The sequence below is a fragment of the Rhizorhabdus sp. P4_G6 genome, from assembly GCF_056401045.1.
On the sequence record NZ_JBFUKC010000014.1, the window covers coordinates 29,242 to 45,088 of the forward strand.

Consider the following 15,847-nt stretch of genomic DNA (forward strand, 5'->3'; position numbering starts at 1 on the left):
TGGGCCGCCGAAAGGCCCGACTCCGGCGCGTGCGCATCTCTACGGATAGGTGATGGGCGCGCCGCGCGCTGCGCTTGCAATTGACAGCATCGACCCCAAGGTTCGAAGGCCCGGCAGATCAATCCGAAAGGTTCGCCCGATGCCCGACGCCTTCATCTGCGACGCCGTCCGTACCCCGATCGGCCGCTATGGCGGCATCCTGGCGGGAGTCCGGCCGGACGACCTGGGCGCGGTGCCGATGCGTGCCCTGCTCGCCCGCAATCCAGGGCTGGATCCCACGGCGCTGCAGGAGGTCTTCTACGGCTGCGCCAACCAGTCGGGCGAGGATAATCGCAACGTGGCGCGAATGAGCCTGTTGCTTGCCGGGCTGCCATGTTCGGTGCCGGGCGTGACCATCAACCGGTTATGCGCCTCGGGCCTCGAAGCGGTCGGACAGGCGGCGCGGGCGATCCGCTCGGATGAGCTCGAACTCGCCATCGCCGGTGGCGTCGAAAGCATGACGCGCGCGCCCTTCGTGATGGGCAAGGCCGATGGCCCTTTCGGGCGTGGCCAGAAGATCGAGGACACGACGATGGGCTGGCGCTTCGTCAATCCCGCGCTCGACGCACTTTATGGCACCGAGACGATGCCGCGCACCGGCGAGAATGTCGCGCAGGAGCACGGCATCTCGCGCGCCGACCAGGACGGCTTCGCGCTGCGCAGCCAGCAGCGCGCGGTCGCCGCGCAAGCGAACGGATTCCACGCCGAGGAAATCGTGGCGGTCGCAGTGCCGGGCCGCAGGAAAGGCGAGACAGCGGAAGTCTCGGTCGACGAGCATCCCCGCGCGGACAGCTCGATGGAAGCGCTGGCCAGGCTCAAGCCGTTGTTCGGCCCCGATGCCACGGTGACCGCCGGCAATGCATCGGGGATCAATGACGGGGCGGCGGCGATGATCATCGCTAGCGAGGCGGCGGCCAGAGCGCATGGCCTAACGCCGCGCGCGCGCATCCTCGGCATGGCCTCGGCCGGCGTCGAGCCGCGCATCATGGGCATCGGACCATTGCCTGCGGCCCGGCAGCTGATGGAGCGCCTTGGCCTTACGATCGGCGATTTCGACGCCCTCGAGATCAACGAGGCCTTCGCCAGCCAGTCGCTCGCGGTCCTGCGCGGACTGGGGCTTGCCGACGACGCGCCGCACGTCAACGCCAATGGCGGAGCGATCGCGCTCGGCCATCCACTCGGCATGTCGGGCGCGCGCCTCGCGATGACGCTGGTCCACCAGCTCGAACGGAGCGGCGGCCGACGTGGCCTGGCCGCGCTGTGCATCGGGGTCGGCATGGGCTTGGCGATGGCAGTCGAACGCGTCTGAAGCCTCGGCGGGGCGAGGCTGCCCCCCTCAATATTGGCCGTCGGGCACCCTGACGACCAGCCCATCGAGAGCGGGGGAAATCCGTATCTGGCAGGACAGCCGCGAATCGGGACGCCTATCATGCGCGAAGTCCAGCATGTCGGCCTCGTTCGGCCCCGGAGCGCCGACGACTTCCAGCCACGTGGCATCGACATGGACATGGCAGGTCGCGCAGGCGCACGCGCCACCGCATTCGGCAACGATTCCCGCAATGCCGTTGCGTTTCGCGACTTCCATCAGCGAAAAGCCGCACTCGGCCGCGACGGTCGTCACCTCTCCGTCCGTGCTCACGAAGCTGATCCCGATCATCTTTCCTCGTCCCGAGCGAATCTCCGTCAGATGGACGCATCTGACAACCAGGAAGGCGCGGTGACAATGGCCTGGAGCGGCTAATCCATGATCCCGGAGAATCGGGTGACGATCAGATCACGCCTTCGTCGGCGAGGGCAGCGATATCGGCATCGCTCAGACCCAGCTCGTTCGCCAGCACCTCGCGGGTATGCTCCCCCAGCATCGGCGGGGCGCGATAATCCGTGATCGGCGTCGCGGAGAAGTTGAGCGGGCTGCGGACCACTTCGAAATCCGGCTTCAGCGGGTGCGGCGCGCGGACGCGCAGCCCGCGGTGCAGCGCCTGCGGATAATCGAACACCTGTTCGAGATCGTTGATCGGGCCGCTGGGAATGCCCGCCGCGCCCAGTTTCTCCAGCCAATGGTCCACCGTGCGCTCGCAGAAGATGGCGTTGAACACCTCGGTGATCTCGTCGCGATGCTGCACGCGCAGGACATTGGTATGGAAGCGCGGATGGGTCGCCAGTTCAGGATGCCCAACCGCATCGCACAGCGCGACATATTGCCGGTCGTTGCCCGAGGTGATCATGATCGCGCCATCGCTGCAGGGGAACATGCTGGTGGGCATGCCGCCATTGCCCTGCGTTCCGCGCCGCACCGGGACCTCGCCCGAGGTCAGGTAGATCTGTGCATAATGCGACAGGGCGGACACGCCGCAATCGAGCAGCGCGATATCGATATACTGGCCTTCGCCGCCGCCCGCGTCGCGATGGTAGAGCGCTGCAAGGATGGCGTTGGCGACGTTGAGGCCGGTAAACAGGTCGATGATGCTGGGGCCGACCTTCATCGGACCGGCGCCCGGCTTGCCGTCGGGCACGCCCGTCACGCTCATCAGCCCGCACTCGCCCTGGAACACCGCATCATAGCCGGGCTTGGAGGCCAGCGGCCCGTCCTGGCCATAGCCGGTGACGGAGCAATAGATGATCCGCGGGTTGATCGCCTTCAGGCTCTCGTAATCGAGGCCGTAGCGCTTGAGATCGCCGACCTTGTAATTCTCCATGACGACGTCGCAGGACGCCACCAGCCGGGCAATCAAAGCCTGGCCGCGCGGGCTGGCGATATTGAGCGCAACCGAGCGCTTGTTGCGGTTCACCGAAAGGTAGAAGGCGTTTTCGCGCGTGCGATTGCCCTCGTCGTCGCGAAGATAGGGCTCCCCGAAGATGCGGGCATCGTCGCCCACGACCGGCCGCTCGATCTTGATAACGTCCGCGCCCATGTCGGCCAGCACCTGCGATCCGAACGGCCCCGCCAGGACACGGGTGAGATCGAGAACCCGGATGTTTTCGAGAGGGAGTCTGCTCATGGTTCTGCCTGAAGCCGTACCGATCACCCTTTGCCCCCGGTCGCACCGATGACAAGGGCTGCCGTGGCCCTGTTCACACCTATGATATGCCGGCCGCAGCGGCCGGACGGGCGGGCGGATGCTCGCCTTTGCGGTTGGCTTCGTCCATTCTCAGCTCGATCGGCCTCGCCGCGGCACGAGCCTTGAGGCTCCAGTTCGCGCTGATGATGCCATGGCCCGTCAGGAAAGGACCGACATGAACAGGACCGCTTGCGCCGAACGCATCGCGGCCCTGTCGAGCGACGCGGAGGGAGCCGGCCGCTCATCTGGACGCGAGATATTGCCCATTCATATTGCGCGGCGCGGCGCATCGGCGATCCATAGCCATGGCGATTGCCGACGATGACATCGGCCCAGTCGACATGGGGGTCGATCTGCAGGATCGTCAGGGTGACGATGAGGTGAAATTGAGAACCGGCGCTACTTCGCCCCGATGAAATTGGGGAAGCCGTAATTCTGCGCCACCAGCATCGTGTGCGTTCCGGCGACATGGTTGACCACCTGCACCACCTCGCGGGTGTAGCGCAGCAGGTTGTAGGGATTGCGATAGGACGCGCTGATCAGGATATCGAAGGCGTTCGAGCCATGGATGATGCTGGCATTGGTCAGCAGCAGCGGGAGCTTGCCGCCGTCCAGATTGTCCTCGATCCATTTGCGCGACCGGCTGATGATCTCGGTGACGATCCGTTCCTGAGAGGGTTCGGCGCCTTCGCGGTGGCTTTCCCAGGCGAGCCGCTCCTCGCGCATCGAGCCGAGATTGACCGAAACCGCGATCATGCCCTGTTCGGGCAGCTGGATCTTGTCGGCATGGCCGCGCGGCCACAGTACCTCCGAAATGGTGCCGTCGCTGACGAGACGGGTCAGCGCGCGCGCCACCGCCTGGCGTTCATGGTCGCTCAGGCCCGGTTCGCCGTCCTTGTCGAACCAGGCGCGCAACGAAGCGCTGTCGAGAAAGGATTGGCGATCGTGCAGCCGCGGGAACTCGGCGGCCAAGGCCCGGAAAATCCGTTCGGACGCGCCGGGCCGATTTGCCGGTGTCGATTCGTCACTGCGCGCCATCTTTTCCCCCACGCATAATCAACTCCGCCGCACCATCCGCTATGACCCCTTTCCTGTCACCCCTTATATGGGGGTGATGTGCCGCGTCCGACGGTGCAGATCAGCGTAGCTTGGCGATGTTCAGGCTGTCGCCCTTCGCGCGATCCTTCACCGACTCCTCGCTGCGCTTGAGCGCCTTGGCGATTGCCTTCAGGGCCATCCCCTTCTTGGCGAGGATGTGGAGCTTCTGGATCTCGTCGGGCGTCCAGGGCTGCCGATGCCGCTCGAACCGTTCCGCCGCCATGATCACCCTCTCCCAACCTGTCGTGGCAATAGTATATCCCCGGTTATCGGCACTGACCATGGCGCCGATTTGCCCCTTCGGGCGTTCAGCCGTAGGAAGCGGTCGCTGCCGCTTGCCCGCTGGAGTACGCCGATGTCCATGCCGCCCTGCGATACCAGGATGCTCGATCAGTTGCGCAACAAGGCGTTGGTCGCGGTCGCCGCCGCGAGCGATCCGCTGATCCGCCAGCAATATGTCGATCTGGCCCAGAGCTATGCCGACACGGCCACCGAATTGCGCGAGCGTGGCGTCGCGGTGCTACCATCGCCGGACATCACCCGCATGCCATGGCGTTCGGTGCCGTTGTGGGTGACGAACGACCGATGAACTTCGCGGCGTGACCAGCGCCCCCTGCCGGAGGAATATGTCATGGCCAAGGGCCAGCAAAAGAAGACCAAGGAAGTCCGCAAGCCGAAGAAGGAAGCGCCGCCCAAGGGCAATGCTTCCAACCCGTCGGCGAAGAACACGGTCAGCGGCATCTTCAAGGACTGAGCCTCCGGGCCTCGGCACCGGCTCAGGCGCGATAGAGCCCCTCGAGCCGGTCGCCGTAGACCGCCCGGATCGCGTGGCGGCGGTTCTTCATCGAGGGCGTCATCTGTTCGTTGTCGATCGAGAAGGGTTCGTCGGCGATGGTGATGCGGCGCACCCGCTCGATCACCGACAACTCGGCATTGACGCGGTCGACCGCGCTCATCAGCGCGCGGTGCAGGTCGGGATCGTCGCGAAGCTTCACCAGCTCCGGCGTCAGACCCTTCTCCGCCGCCCAGCCGGCGAGCCATTCCTGGTCGGGCACGACCAGCCCGACCACATAGGGCCGCCTATCGCCCCAGATCATCGCCTGCGCGATTTCGGGCTGCAGGGTGAGCATCCCCTCGACCTTCTGCGGGGCGATATTGTCGCCCTTGTCGTTGACGATCAGGTCCTTCTTGCGATCGGTGATCTTGAGCCGGCCCTGTTCGTCGAGGAAGCCGACGTCGCCCGAATAGAGCCAGCCGTCGCGGAGCACGCGCTCGGTCTCGGCCTCGTTGCGCCAATAGCCGTGCATGACGAGCTCGCCGCGCACCAATATCTCGCCGTCCTCGGCGATGCGAAGCTCGACACCCTTCATCGGCGGGCCGACCGTGTCGAGCCTGATGCCCGCACCGGGACGGTTGCAGGCGACCACCGGACCCGCCTCGGTCTGGCCATAGCCCTGCAGCAGGGTGAGCCCCAGCGAGGCGAAGAATTGCCCGACCTCGGGGTTGAGCGGCGCGCCGCCCGAGACCAGCGCCTTGATGCGCCCGCCGAACTTCTTCGCGACCTTCGGCTTGAGCAGCAGGTCGATCGCGAGCTTGTAGGGATAATCGGACAGCCGCAGCCGCTCGCGGCTGCCAAGTTCGATCGCCTTGTCGAGCAGCTTCCGGGCGAGCCCGCCCTGCTTCTCCACCGTCTTGATCAGCCGCGCGCGGAGCAGCTCGAACAGGCGCGGCACGACAACCATGATCGTCGGGCGCACTTCCTCGATATTGGCGGCGAGCTTCTCCAGCCCCTCGGCATAATAGATCTGCCCGCCCAGCCCGATCGGCAGGAACTGGCCGCCGCTATGCTCATAGGCGTGGCTCAGCGGCAGGAAGGACAGGAACACCTCGTCGCCCCAGCCGAAATCCCTGGAAATGATGTCGAGGCATCCTTCGACATTGCACAGGATCGCGCCATGATGCTGGCGCACGCCGCGTGGCGCCCCGCCGGTGCCGCTGGTGTAGATCAGGCAGGCGAGATCCTCGCGGCGCACGTCGGCGACGCGTCCGGCGGCGGCGGCGACGTCGGCATCCGGATCGCCCGCCATCGCCGCGAAGGACAGGGTGCGCGTGCCGCCCGGCGGCAGCGGCTCCATCGCGATCAGGAACTCGCAGGTCGACGAGCGGACGATCGCCGGCAGCAGGGTCTGCGCAAGCTTCGCGGTCGATACGATCGCGGCGCGCGCGCCGCTATTCTCGAGGACATGGGCGTGATCGCGCTGGGTGTTGGTGGTGTAGGTCGGCACCGTGACGCAGCCGGCCGCCATGATCGCGAGATCGGCGATGCAGAATTCCGGTCGGTTTTCCGAGACCAGCAGCACCCGGTCCCCGTCCTTCAGGCCTTCCGCCTTCAGCGCGGCGGCGAGCGAGGCGACCTGCCGCGCCACTTCGGCCCAGCTCAGCGAACTCCAGCTGCCGCCCCGCTTGGCCCACAGGAACGGCGCATCGCCCTTCTGCGCAGCGCGCGCGAAGAACATCGTCACCAGATTGGGAAACCGCTCGAATGCGCGCATCGTCTCTCCTGCCCCGGCGGGTCTCGGCCGCCCGGTGCGGACTATATCCCAACCTGTCCCTCTTCCCACATTCATTTGGATCGAGCGAAATAGACCCGCTCTATTGCGAAAGCGCGACACCGGGGCTGCGCGGATCGGCGGCGCCGACCCAGCCGCCGGGCGTGCGTTCGACGGCCATGATCTTCGACGGGATGTCGCCGGGGGTGACGATTTCGCCGAGCCGGGCCAGATCGGGGATCATGGCTTCGAGATAGCTGTTGCGCTCCGCCACCAGCGCGGGGCCGTTGAAGAACAGGTTGGGCAGGCGGATCGCCTCGGCGGCCGGCAGCTTCCAGTCGATCGTGCCGATCATCGTCTTCAGGCTGTGCATGATGATCGTGCGCCCGCCGCCCGATCCGAACGCGAGCCAGGGCTTGCCATCGGGCGCATAGACGATCGTCGGTGCCATCGAGGATAGCGGCCGCTTGCCCGGCTGGAGGCGATTGGGAACGGGCTTGCCGTCGGCCTCCGGCATCCAGGCGAAATCGGTCAGCTCGTTGTTGAGGAAGAAGCCGCCTGCGACGAGATGGCTGCCGAAAGGCGCTTCGACGGTGGAGGTCATGCTGACGATGTCGCCGCTGTCGTCGATCACGACGAGATGGCTGGTGCCCTCCTCCGGCGGCGGGGCGGCGCTGGCGAGCCTGGCCGCGCCGGGCGGCGTGCCGGGCTTGTATTCGCCCAAGGTGCGATCGGGCGAGATCAGCTTCGAGCGTTCGGCGAGATAGGCCGGGTCGAGCAGCCCGGCGACCGGCGCCGCCACGAAGTCGGTGTCGCCGAGCCAGGCGTCGCGATCGGCATAGGCGAGCCGCATCGCTTCGCCGATCAGATGCCAGGCCACTGGCGAATCCTTGCCCAGCGCCGCCAGGTCGAATCGCTCGAGCATGCCGAGCATCATCAGATCGGTGATCGCGCCCGACGAGGATGGCCCCATTCCGCAGATCCTGTAGCCGCGATACAGGCCGCAGATCGGCGGGCGGGGCTTGACCCGGTAGCCGGCGAGATCGACCGGCGTCAGGGCCGTCGGGTTGCGCTTCGAACCTGCGACGGCGGCACTGATCTTTCTGGCGATCGCGCCCTTGTAGAAGGCGGCGGGGCCTTTCGCGGCAATTTCGCGCAGGCTTTGCGCCAGCGCGGGGTTGCGCAGATGGTCGCCCGCGCCGAGCGGCGCGCCGTTCTTCCAGTAGATTGCCTGTGCCTCGGGGAAATCCTTCCACAGCTGCTGATATTGCCTGAGCCGGGCGGCGAGCGTCGGCTGGACCGCATAGGGGCCGGGCGGGTTGTCGGGCAGCAGCGTGAAGCCCCGCTCGGCGAGGCGGATCGCGGGTGCGAACAGCTTCGCCCATTTGAGCCTGCCCCAGCGGCGATGGCTCTCCGCCATCAGCGCAATGGCGCCGGGGATGCCGACCGAATAACCGCCGGGCACCGCCTGCATATAGGGCAGGGGCTTGCCGTCGGCGCCCAGAAATCGCGTCGGGCCTGCCGATGCCGGCGCGGTTTCCCGGGCGTCGATCGTCTCGATCTTCCCCGTCCTGGCGTCATGGTGGAGCAGGAAGCCGCCGCCGCCGATTCCGGTCGCCATCGGTTCGGTGACGGTGAGCGCGACCATTGTCGCCATCGCGGCATCCGCCGCACTACCGCCTTCGCGAAGGATCTCCTGGCCTGCCGCCGCGGCGCGCGGTTCGGTTGCGACGACGATGCCGCCGGCCTGGGCGGCGAGGGGGGTGAGCAGGGCAAGGAGGGCTACGGCGCGGTGCAGCATGCCGCCATGCTTATTCTATTCGGGACGCGCGGCAAGTCTTCACGGCTCCTCGTCGCCTGCCCAAGCCGTCATGCCAGCGAAGGCTGGCATTTCAGGAGGATGATGCGCGCCCTGACCGCACGAGATGCCAGCCCGCGCTGGCATGACGGACATCCTTCAGCCTGCCCCCACCGCCTCCCCGATCGTGTCGAAGCCATCGCGATCGAGCAACTTCACCAGCCCGCGGTTGATTCGCCGGGCCAGCCCCGGACCCGCATAGACCAGCGCCGAATAGAGCTGGACCAGGCTGGCCCCCGCGCGGATGCGGGCATAGGCGTCGTCGGCGCTTGCGATGCCGCCTGCCGCTATCAGCGGCATGGCGCCGCCGGTCGCCTTGCGGAAATCGGCGAGCCGCTGCTGCGCCAGATCCCTCAGCGGCGCGCCCGACAGTCCGCCGCCCTCGCCGCCATGGCGCGAGCGCAGCGGCGGGCGCGAGATGGTGGTGTTCGAGACGATCAGGCCATCGAGCCGGTGCGCGCTCGCCAGCTCGGCGATATCGTCGATATCGGCCGGCTCGAGATCGGGCGCGACCTTGAGGAAGATCGGCGGCGTGGCACCGCTTGCTGCCCGCGCGTCCATTACCGCGGCGAGCAGCGCGTCGAGCGCGCCGCGATCCTGCAGGGCGCGCAGCCCCGGCGTGTTGGGCGACGAGATGTTGACCGTCAGGTAGCGTGCCAGGCCCGCCATCACCTGCACGCCATGGGCATAGTCGGCGATTCGGTCGGTGGCGTCCTTGTTGGCGCCGATGTTGATGCCGACGATGCCCGGCCGCCTGTTGCGGCGGAGCAGCCGCTCATAGGCCGCGGCCTGGCCGCCATTGTTGAAGCCCATGCGGTTGATGACGGCCTCGTCCTCGACCAGCCGGAACAGCCGGGGGCGCGGATTTCCCGCCTGGGGAAAGGGCGTCAGCGTTCCCACCTCGACAAAGCCGAAGCCGAGGCCGAGCATGGCGTCGGGCACCTGTGCGTCCTTGTCGAAGCCGGCGGCAAGACCGACGGGATTGGGGAAGCGCAGCCCCGCGACCTCGCTCGCCAGCCGTGCGTCGGCGGCGGGCGGCGCCGCCACCGGCTTGAGCCGCAGGGCGCGGATGGTGGCGCGGTGGGCCCGCTCGGCATCGAGGGTGAACAGCAGCGGGCGGAGCATGGTGTAGAGCGACATGGCTCCGCCTAGAGCATTTTCCCGTCGGGTGGAATCACCTGGCGGCTCGGAAATGCGGACACCAGGCGCCCATTCACAGCAATTCGCGCAACGCCAGCCCGCCCAGGATCGCGAAGAGGATCGCCGCTGCGATCCGCATGATCCGCATCGGCACGATCCGGGTGATCCGGTCGCCGAGGAACACCGCCGGGACGTTGGCGGCCATCATGCCGAGCGTGGTGCCGATCGCGACGAGCTCCACGGCATGGTAGCGCGCGCCGAGCGCGACCGTGGCGATCTGGGTCTTGTCCCCCATCTCGGCCATGAAGAAGGCGATCACCGTGGTGATGAGCACGCCGTGGCGGGACGGCGCGACGGCTTCGCTTTCGTCGATCCCGTCGGGGATCAGGATCCACGCCGCCATGCCCAGGAAGCCGATCGCCACCGCGAGGCGGAACCAATAGCCGTCGAGCAGCCCCGAGATCGCCGAGCCCGCCCAGGCGGCCAGCGCATGATTGACGATGGTGGCGGCGAATATGCCAGCGATGATCTGCCCCGGCGCGCGGAAGCGCGCGGCGAGGATGATGGCGAGCAGCATCGTCTTGTCGCCGATCTCGGCAAGGGCGACGAGCAATGTAGAAGCGATGATGATGTTCAATGCATGTTCCGGGCCGGGCTGGCAGATGACGGACGACACCGCGCCCCCCCGCCCGGCAGGCAGGGGTGCGGTGTCATCGGTCTTGCCGAGGCGCACTGGCGGGAAGCCGATGGCCCTGGTCGCGCCATGAGGTCTCCCCCAAGCATGTTGACGCGATTCCCGCCGAAGGCGGCCGGCTACTCCCCGGATGACGAGGAGGAGGTAGGAGCAGCCGGGATGGAGGTCAAGCGTGCCCGCAAGCGAGCCGCGACTTACCCGTTGCGGGCGGTCTCGAACAGGAACCAGGCGCGTTCCTCGGCCTGGTCGGTCCAGTCGTCGAGGATGCCGCTGGTGGCATTGTCCTTCGCCGCGTCGACGATGTCCTTGGCCTGGCGCAGCTTGGCGACGAGCGCCAGATTGTCGTCGCGCAGCTCGTTGAGCATGTCGCCCGCAGCGACGAACTCGGCGTCGTTGTCCCGGATGGTCTGGCGACGCGCGATGTCGCCTATCGACCGGAGGGTGGTGTTGCCGGTCTTGCGGACCCGCTCGGCGATCACGTCGGTGGTCGCGAGAATCTGCGTCGCCTGATCGTCGAGCATCAGATGATAGTCGCGGAAATGCGGGCCCGAGACATGCCAGTGGAAGTTCTTGGTCTTGAAATAGAGCGCGAAGCTGTCGGCCAATATGCCGTTCAGAGCATCGGCGACGCCCATCGCACTGTTGCTCTGCAGATCGGTGGGCGTCGCCAGCGGCGATTTCGGTTTCTTGGCCATGATGGATCCTCCGGGGGGTTCGATTCGGCTCTCCAACGGCGAATGTGGCAAAAGGTCGCATGCCCGTCGCGGTAATTTCCTTCGTCGGTGCCATCGAACCGGTCAATCAGCCGCGACGGGTTGCGGCGCGGGTGGTGAGGCAGTTTCAAATGGGGTTAGGGAGACTCATCCTCGGGTTGGTCTCGCTAACCCCCGCTCAACGTTGTCGACCATGTGTCGTGGGGGTGCCTACGCAGGTTGAAGCCTGCTTATCCCATGCGCCGCCTCGATCCAAACATGCATCGACTGAGCTGCTGCCGGTTTGATGGACACCGAGATAGGCTCATTCAGGCTACCCCAGCTTCGAGTTCGGCTTCGATGGGGCTGAGGTAACCCGGTGTCGAGTGGCGTTCGGTTCGGATCAGACCTTATTTTCGAACTGCCCAACATCTAGCGCCACGAGATCGCCACGCAGAAATTGGGGTCGAGGCTATTTTCGCTAAGCCCGTATGGGGTCGATGTCAGCTTTCCATAACCTCGGGCATCAAACTACCTCACCACCGCGGCGCGGTTTGGCTTGACTCTTTCGATCGTCCGCCGCTAAGGGGCCGTCCGATCAGCGGCGGCGACGCCGCTTTACTTTTTTATATCCATAAGGGTTTCGGGTCATGGCCAAGCCGACCACTGTCAAGATCAAGCTCGTCAGCTCGGCTGATACCGGCTTCTTCTACGTCACCAAGAAGAATCCGCGCACCCAGACCGAGAAGCTCAGCTTCCGCAAATATGATCCGGTCGTGCGCAAGCATGTGGATTTCAAGGAAGCCAAGATCAAGTAAGCGCGAGGCCGGCGCGCCGGCCCGGCAGCTCGACAGGCTTTAGCGCCCGCCCGTGAAACGGCGGGCGTTTGCGTTTTGGTTGGAGACCCTCGACAAAAACTCAGCTGGCCCGCTTGAACCCTTCGCCCAACGGCCCGGCGAGGCTCTCGACCGCCGAAACGAAGCGGCTTACCGAGATTGGTTTGGAGACATAGGCGTCGGCGCCGGCCTGGCGGACGCGGCTTTCGTCGCCCTTGCCGGCATAGGCGGTCACCGCCATCACCGGGATCGAATCGAGGGTCGCCTCGGCCTTCATCAGCCGGATCAGCTCAACGCCGCTGATGTGCGGCAACTGGATGTCCATGATCACGAGCTGGGGCAGGAAGCTGCGGATTGCGCCGAGCGCCTCGCGCGCGTCGCGAACCGTCCGGACCTCGGCGCCATGGGCTTCCAACAGGTCTCGGAAGAGCCGAAGGTTCAGCTCATTATCCTCGACAATCAGGACTTTCTTCGCCACGGCTACACCATCTAAACTACTGTAGATCGTAAGTCATGCCCCCGGCCGAATCAAACCCCGCTAAAGTACGTGGTGCGCCGGACGATGCCGTGATGTCGCTCTCGCTTTCGGCGCTTGTCTGGACGCTTGAGGATCCGGCCCGCGCACGGCGGCTGCTCGACCTGACCGGGATGACTCCCGATATCCTGCGCGCCGGGGTGGGGGATCCGGCGATCCTCGCCGCGCTGCTCGATTTTCTCGCCGGCCATGAGCGCGACCTGGTCGCCTGCGCCGAGGCGATCGGAATCGGCCCCGCCGAGCTTGTCGCCGCCAGGGACCGGCTGCAGGCATGAATCGGCCACTGCTGATCACCGATTGCGACGAGGTGCTGCTGCACATGGTCGCGCCGTTCCGCGACTGGCTCGAGGAGGCGCATGATATCGACTTCGCGATGGAGCGGGCCGATTTCACCGGGTCGCTCACGCGCCGCGCCGACCGCAGCGCCGTCGAGCCGGAGCATATCTGGCCGCTGCTCGACGGCTTCTTCACCACCGAGATGCACCGCCAGACGCTGGTGCCGCACGCCGCACGCGCGCTCGCGACGATCGCCGAACTCGCCGATATCGTCGTCCTCACCAACCTGACCGACGAGTTCCACGGCAGCCGCGTCGCCCAGCTCGATGCGGTCGGGATCCGCCACCGCGTCCAGTGCAACCAGGGCGGCAAGGGCCGGCCGGTATCGGATCTCGTGGCGGAATATCAGCCCAGCGCGACGGTCTTCGTGGATGACCTGCCCGATCATCACGCCTCCGTCGCCCGCCGCGCGCCGCAGGTCTGGCGGCTGCACATGGTGGCGGAGCCGCGCGTGGCGATCCACCGCCCCAAGGCGCCGCAGGCGCATGCCCGCATCGACGACTGGGCCGAGGCGCTGCCGTGGATCATCGCGCGTTTCAGCGAGTCGGCTTGACGCTGGCCGACGCGTACAAGAAAGAAGGCGCATGAGCATCGACACACGCCTCGCCGAACTGAACATCGTCCTTCCGGCCCCGGCTGCGCCCGTTGCCGCCTATGTACCGGCGGTCGAGGCCGGCGGCCTGCTCCACATCTCCGGGCAGCTGCCGTTTCGCGAGGACGGGACGCTGATCCTCGGGCGGCTGGGCCAGGATGTCGACCTGTCCGCCGGTGCCGAGGCGGCCCGGCGCTGCGCGGTGATGCTGATCGCGCAGATCAAGGCGGCCCTGGGCGGTGATCTCTCGCGGGTCGTGCGGATCGTCAAGCTCGGCGCCTTCATCTCGTCGACCGCCGATTTCACCGAGCAGCCGAAGGTCGCCAATGGCGCTTCCGAGCTGATGCAGGCGGTGTTCGGCGAGGCCGGGCGCCACGCCCGCAGCGCCGTCGGGGTGCCGGTGCTGCCACTCGGCGCTGCCGTGGAGATCGACGCGATTGTCGCTGTTCGGCCTCTTTGATCGCTGGCGCTTCCCGGTTCCCGACGCGCGCCGCGTCGGCTACCTGACCCGCACGCCCTTTGCCAATCGCGGGCTGCACGGCAGCCGGCTCGCGGAGAATAGCCGGGCGGCGGTGCAGGCCGCGGTCGAGCATGGCTATGGCGTCAAGATCGATGTCCAGTTCAGCCTCGACGGGCTTGCCCATGTCTTCCGGGATTCCACCCTCGATCGCATGACCGCCGAGAGCGGGCAGGTCCGCCACCTGTCCAGCAAGCAGCTGTCGCAGATCAGGCTCAACGGCACCGAGGAAACCATCCCCAAGCTCGACGAGATCCTTGCGGTGGTGGCGGGCCGCACCCCGGTCATCGTCGAGCTGCGCGCCGTCGAAGGCCATGTCTCGCAGCTGTGCGTTGCCGTGCGTCACGCGATCGAAGGCTATCGCGGCGAGGCCGCGGTGATGTCGCTCCATGGCGAGGTGCCGCGCTGGTTCGCATCGCATGGCAGCCGGATCACGCGCGGGCTGATGCTGTCAGACAGCAGCGAATATGCCAAGGAGGAGGGCGCCGAGAAGATCAAGGCGCTGTGGCGGGCGCGGCCCGAGTTCCTGGCGATCGATGTCGAGGACCTGCCCACTCGCTTCGCGCTGCGCCAGCGCAAGCGCGGCATCCCGATCCTGGCCTGGACGGTGAGCTCGGCCGAGCAGCAGGCGGTGGCCGCCGACTCCACCGACCAGATCATCTTCGAGGCCCCGGGATGGTGACAGCATGGTAGAACACCTCACCGCCCGGATGGCGGAGGGGGTGGCCAGTTTCGATCGCGACGAATGGGATGCCTGCGCAGGCACCACCAACCCGTTCGTTTCGCATGATTTCCTGTCGGCGCTCGAAGTGTCGGGCAGTGCGGTCGCGCGCACCGGCTGGCAACCGGTGCCGATCGCGGTCGATGGCCTCGACGGCCGCGCGGCCGCGATCCTGCCGGCCTATGCCAAGAGCCACAGCCAGGGCGAATATGTGTTCGACCATGGCTGGGCCGATGCCTGGCACCGCGCCGGCGGCCAATATTATCCGAAATTGCAGATCGCCGTCCCGTTCAGCCCGGTGCCCGGCCCGCGCCTGCTGCTGCGCGATCCCGACCTTGCCCCGCTGCTGATCGCGGCGGCCGAGGCGGTGGTGCGCGACAACGACATGTCGTCCGCGCATGCCACCTTCGTCGAGCCCGCGCAGGTGCCGCTGTTCGAAGCGGCCGGCTGGCTGATCCGGGCCGACCGGCAGTTCCACTGGACCAATCGCGGCTATCGATGCTTCGATGATTTCCTCGCCCAGCTGTCGTCGCGCAAACGCAAGACGATCCGCAAGGAGCGCACCGCGGCGGTCGAAGGGCTCGAGATCGTCCATTTGAGCGGCGCCGCGCTCGAGGAGCGGCACTGGGACGCCTTCTGGCATTTCTATCAGGACACCGGCGCGCGCAAATGGGGGCGGCCCTATCTGACCCGATCCTTTTTCAGCCTGCTCGGCGAGCGGATGGCCGACCGGGTGCTGCTGATCATGGCGCTGCGCGCCGGCAGGCCGATCGCCGGCGCGCTCAACCTGATCGGCGCCGATGCGCTCTATGGCCGCAACTGGGGCGCGATCGAGGACGTGCCCTTCCTTCACTTCGAGCTATGCTATTATCAGGCGATCGAGGCTGCGATCGCGCGTGGGCTCCAGCGGGTCGAGGCCGGCGCTCAGGGCGAGCACAAGCTGGCCCGTGGCTATGAGCCGGTCGCAACCTGGTCGGCGCACTATATTCCCAATCCCAATTTCCGCCGCGCGGTCGCCGATTATCTCGAGCATGAGCGCCGCGCGATCGCGGCGAACATCGAAAACCTGGCGGATTTTATGCCCTTCCGGCGCGGGTAGAGCGGTTTCCGGGCAGATGGGATCGTCTCACGACTTGGAAATCGCGGTAAAACGACAATCTGGAGCGCTCGACCCGGTGCGA

Annotated in this window: 19 protein-coding genes and 1 riboswitch; of the genes, 9 read left to right on the top strand and 10 right to left on the bottom strand. The window is 66.7% G+C overall.

All coding sequences use genetic code 11. From position 1 onward, the window contains the following. Window positions 1-139: 139 nt before the first annotated feature. Window positions 140-1,348, top strand: a complete 1,209-nt coding sequence (pcaF, locus tag AC1DPF_RS14255; RefSeq protein ID WP_477871498.1) for a 3-oxoadipyl-CoA thiolase — start codon at window positions 140-142, stop codon at window positions 1,346-1,348. A gap of 27 nt (window positions 1,349-1,375) precedes the next feature. Here the strand turns inward: pcaF and AC1DPF_RS14260 are convergent, their stop codons facing one another. The 4 genes from AC1DPF_RS14260 to AC1DPF_RS14275 form a co-directional block, all read right to left on the bottom strand. Then, entirely contained in the window at window positions 1,376-1,678 is a 303-nt protein-coding gene (locus AC1DPF_RS14260; RefSeq protein WP_477871500.1) for a 2Fe-2S iron-sulfur cluster-binding protein, read from the bottom strand. Between the two features lie 130 nt (window positions 1,679-1,808). Beyond that, on the bottom strand, window positions 1,809-3,038 hold the full coding sequence (locus AC1DPF_RS14265; protein ID WP_477962024.1) for a CaiB/BaiF CoA transferase family protein: 1,230 nt from the start codon (window positions 3,036-3,038) through the stop codon (window positions 1,809-1,811). 459 nt (window positions 3,039-3,497) lie between these two features. Next, on the bottom strand, window positions 3,498-4,136 hold the full coding sequence (locus AC1DPF_RS14270) for a hypothetical protein (RefSeq protein WP_477962026.1): 639 nt from the start codon (window positions 4,134-4,136) through the stop codon (window positions 3,498-3,500). 100 nt (window positions 4,137-4,236) lie between these two features. Beyond that, window positions 4,237-4,419, bottom strand: coding sequence for a hypothetical protein (locus AC1DPF_RS14275; RefSeq protein ID WP_477871766.1), 183 nt, complete (start codon window positions 4,417-4,419; stop codon window positions 4,237-4,239). A 132-nt stretch (window positions 4,420-4,551) separates the two neighbouring features. On the opposite strand from AC1DPF_RS14275, the gene AC1DPF_RS14280 reads away from it, so the two are divergent. Together AC1DPF_RS14280 and AC1DPF_RS14285 are read left to right on the top strand one after the other, a co-directional pair. Further along, window positions 4,552-4,785: a hypothetical protein gene (locus tag AC1DPF_RS14280; RefSeq protein ID WP_477871506.1), complete on the top strand. Its 234-nt coding sequence runs from the start codon at window positions 4,552-4,554 to the stop codon at window positions 4,783-4,785. A gap of 42 nt (window positions 4,786-4,827) precedes the next feature. Next, entirely contained in the window at window positions 4,828-4,950 is a 123-nt protein-coding gene (locus tag AC1DPF_RS14285) for a hypothetical protein (RefSeq protein ID WP_477871508.1), read from the top strand. Window positions 4,951-4,972: 22 nt separating this feature from the next. Here the strand turns inward: AC1DPF_RS14285 and AC1DPF_RS14290 are convergent, their stop codons facing one another. From AC1DPF_RS14290 to AC1DPF_RS14310, 5 genes are all read right to left on the bottom strand, one after another. Continuing rightward, window positions 4,973-6,748 carry an AMP-dependent synthetase/ligase gene (locus AC1DPF_RS14290; protein ID WP_477962028.1) on the bottom strand — a complete coding sequence of 592 codons (1,776 nt, stop codon included), beginning with the start codon at window positions 6,746-6,748 and terminating at the stop codon, window positions 4,973-4,975. A gap of 100 nt (window positions 6,749-6,848) precedes the next feature. After that, window positions 6,849-8,546 (bottom strand): gamma-glutamyltransferase, encoded by a 1,698-nt coding sequence (gene ggt / locus AC1DPF_RS14295; RefSeq protein ID WP_477871512.1) that lies wholly within the window; start codon window positions 8,544-8,546, stop codon window positions 6,849-6,851. Window positions 8,547-8,702: 156 nt separating this feature from the next. Then, on the bottom strand, window positions 8,703-9,743 hold the full coding sequence (locus tag AC1DPF_RS14300) for a quinone-dependent dihydroorotate dehydrogenase (RefSeq protein WP_477962030.1): 1,041 nt from the start codon (window positions 9,741-9,743) through the stop codon (window positions 8,703-8,705). Window positions 9,744-9,816: 73 nt separating this feature from the next. Next, on the bottom strand, window positions 9,817-10,380 hold the full coding sequence (locus AC1DPF_RS14305) for a TMEM165/GDT1 family protein (protein ID WP_477871768.1): 564 nt from the start codon (window positions 10,378-10,380) through the stop codon (window positions 9,817-9,819). Between the two features lie 87 nt (window positions 10,381-10,467). Then, window positions 10,468-10,578, bottom strand: a riboswitch (yybP-ykoY riboswitch). A gap of 53 nt (window positions 10,579-10,631) precedes the next feature. Next, window positions 10,632-11,132, bottom strand: coding sequence for a Dps family protein (locus AC1DPF_RS14310; RefSeq protein ID WP_477871516.1), 501 nt, complete (start codon window positions 11,130-11,132; stop codon window positions 10,632-10,634). 647 nt (window positions 11,133-11,779) lie between these two features. Here AC1DPF_RS14310 and rpmG point away from each other — a divergent pair. Continuing rightward, on the top strand, window positions 11,780-11,947 hold the full coding sequence (rpmG, locus tag AC1DPF_RS14315) for a 50S ribosomal protein L33 (RefSeq protein WP_019516727.1): 168 nt from the start codon (window positions 11,780-11,782) through the stop codon (window positions 11,945-11,947). A gap of 100 nt (window positions 11,948-12,047) precedes the next feature. Here the strand turns inward: rpmG and AC1DPF_RS14320 are convergent, their stop codons facing one another. Next, window positions 12,048-12,443 (bottom strand): response regulator, encoded by a 396-nt coding sequence (locus tag AC1DPF_RS14320; protein WP_477871518.1) that lies wholly within the window; start codon window positions 12,441-12,443, stop codon window positions 12,048-12,050. A 92-nt stretch (window positions 12,444-12,535) separates the two neighbouring features. Between AC1DPF_RS14320 and AC1DPF_RS14325 the strand changes: the two genes are divergently transcribed. From AC1DPF_RS14325 to AC1DPF_RS14345, 5 genes are read left to right on the top strand one after another with little or no spacing between them, the layout of a single operon-like run. Further along, window positions 12,536-12,775, top strand: coding sequence for a DUF3572 family protein (locus AC1DPF_RS14325; protein WP_477871520.1), 240 nt, complete (start codon window positions 12,536-12,538; stop codon window positions 12,773-12,775). Further along, complete coding sequence (locus AC1DPF_RS14330; protein WP_477962031.1) at window positions 12,772-13,389, top strand: HAD family hydrolase; 618 nt, start codon at window positions 12,772-12,774, stop codon at window positions 13,387-13,389. Before AC1DPF_RS14325 ends, AC1DPF_RS14330 begins: the two co-directional genes overlap by 4 nt. 31 nt (window positions 13,390-13,420) lie before the next feature. Beyond that, on the top strand, window positions 13,421-13,888 hold the full coding sequence (locus AC1DPF_RS14335; RefSeq protein WP_477871524.1) for a RidA family protein: 468 nt from the start codon (window positions 13,421-13,423) through the stop codon (window positions 13,886-13,888). Continuing rightward, entirely contained in the window at window positions 13,866-14,627 is a 762-nt protein-coding gene (locus AC1DPF_RS14340; RefSeq protein WP_477962033.1) for a glycerophosphodiester phosphodiesterase family protein, read from the top strand. The genes AC1DPF_RS14335 and AC1DPF_RS14340 overlap by 23 nt, the downstream gene beginning before the upstream one ends. 4 nt (window positions 14,628-14,631) lie before the next feature. Beyond that, a complete protein-coding gene (locus AC1DPF_RS14345; protein WP_477962035.1) occupies window positions 14,632-15,765 on the top strand; it encodes a GNAT family N-acetyltransferase in 1,134 nt (377 codons plus the stop codon). The last annotated feature ends 82 nt before the right edge of the window (window positions 15,766-15,847 follow it).

Bases quoted from the DNA above. Each gene is read 5' to 3' on its own strand.
- pcaF (WP_477871498.1), top strand. From the start codon at position 140: ATGCCCGACGCCTTCATCTGCGACGCCGTCCGTACCCCGATCGGCCGC.
- AC1DPF_RS14265 (WP_477962024.1), bottom strand. From the start codon at position 3,038: ATGAGCAGACTCCCTCTCGAAAACATCCGGGTTCTCGATCTCACCCGT.
- AC1DPF_RS14270 (WP_477962026.1), bottom strand. From the start codon at position 4,136: ATGGCGCGCAGTGACGAATCGACACCGGCAAATCGGCCCGGCGCGTCC.
- AC1DPF_RS14275 (WP_477871766.1), bottom strand. From the start codon at position 4,419: ATGGCGGCGGAACGGTTCGAGCGGCATCGGCAGCCCTGGACGCCCGAC.
- AC1DPF_RS14280 (WP_477871506.1), top strand. From the start codon at position 4,552: ATGTCCATGCCGCCCTGCGATACCAGGATGCTCGATCAGTTGCGCAAC.
- AC1DPF_RS14285 (WP_477871508.1), top strand. From the start codon at position 4,828: ATGGCCAAGGGCCAGCAAAAGAAGACCAAGGAAGTCCGCAAGCCGAAG.
- AC1DPF_RS14290 (WP_477962028.1), bottom strand. From the start codon at position 6,748: ATGCGCGCATTCGAGCGGTTTCCCAATCTGGTGACGATGTTCTTCGCG.
- ggt (WP_477871512.1), bottom strand. From the start codon at position 8,546: ATGCTGCACCGCGCCGTAGCCCTCCTTGCCCTGCTCACCCCCCTCGCC.
- AC1DPF_RS14300 (WP_477962030.1), bottom strand. From the start codon at position 9,743: ATGTCGCTCTACACCATGCTCCGCCCGCTGCTGTTCACCCTCGATGCC.
- AC1DPF_RS14310 (WP_477871516.1), bottom strand. From the start codon at position 11,132: ATGGCCAAGAAACCGAAATCGCCGCTGGCGACGCCCACCGATCTGCAG.
- rpmG (WP_019516727.1), top strand. From the start codon at position 11,780: ATGGCCAAGCCGACCACTGTCAAGATCAAGCTCGTCAGCTCGGCTGAT.
- AC1DPF_RS14325 (WP_477871520.1), top strand. From the start codon at position 12,536: ATGTCGCTCTCGCTTTCGGCGCTTGTCTGGACGCTTGAGGATCCGGCC.
- AC1DPF_RS14330 (WP_477962031.1), top strand. From the start codon at position 12,772: ATGAATCGGCCACTGCTGATCACCGATTGCGACGAGGTGCTGCTGCAC.
- AC1DPF_RS14335 (WP_477871524.1), top strand. From the start codon at position 13,421: ATGAGCATCGACACACGCCTCGCCGAACTGAACATCGTCCTTCCGGCC.
- AC1DPF_RS14345 (WP_477962035.1), top strand. From the start codon at position 14,632: ATGGTAGAACACCTCACCGCCCGGATGGCGGAGGGGGTGGCCAGTTTC.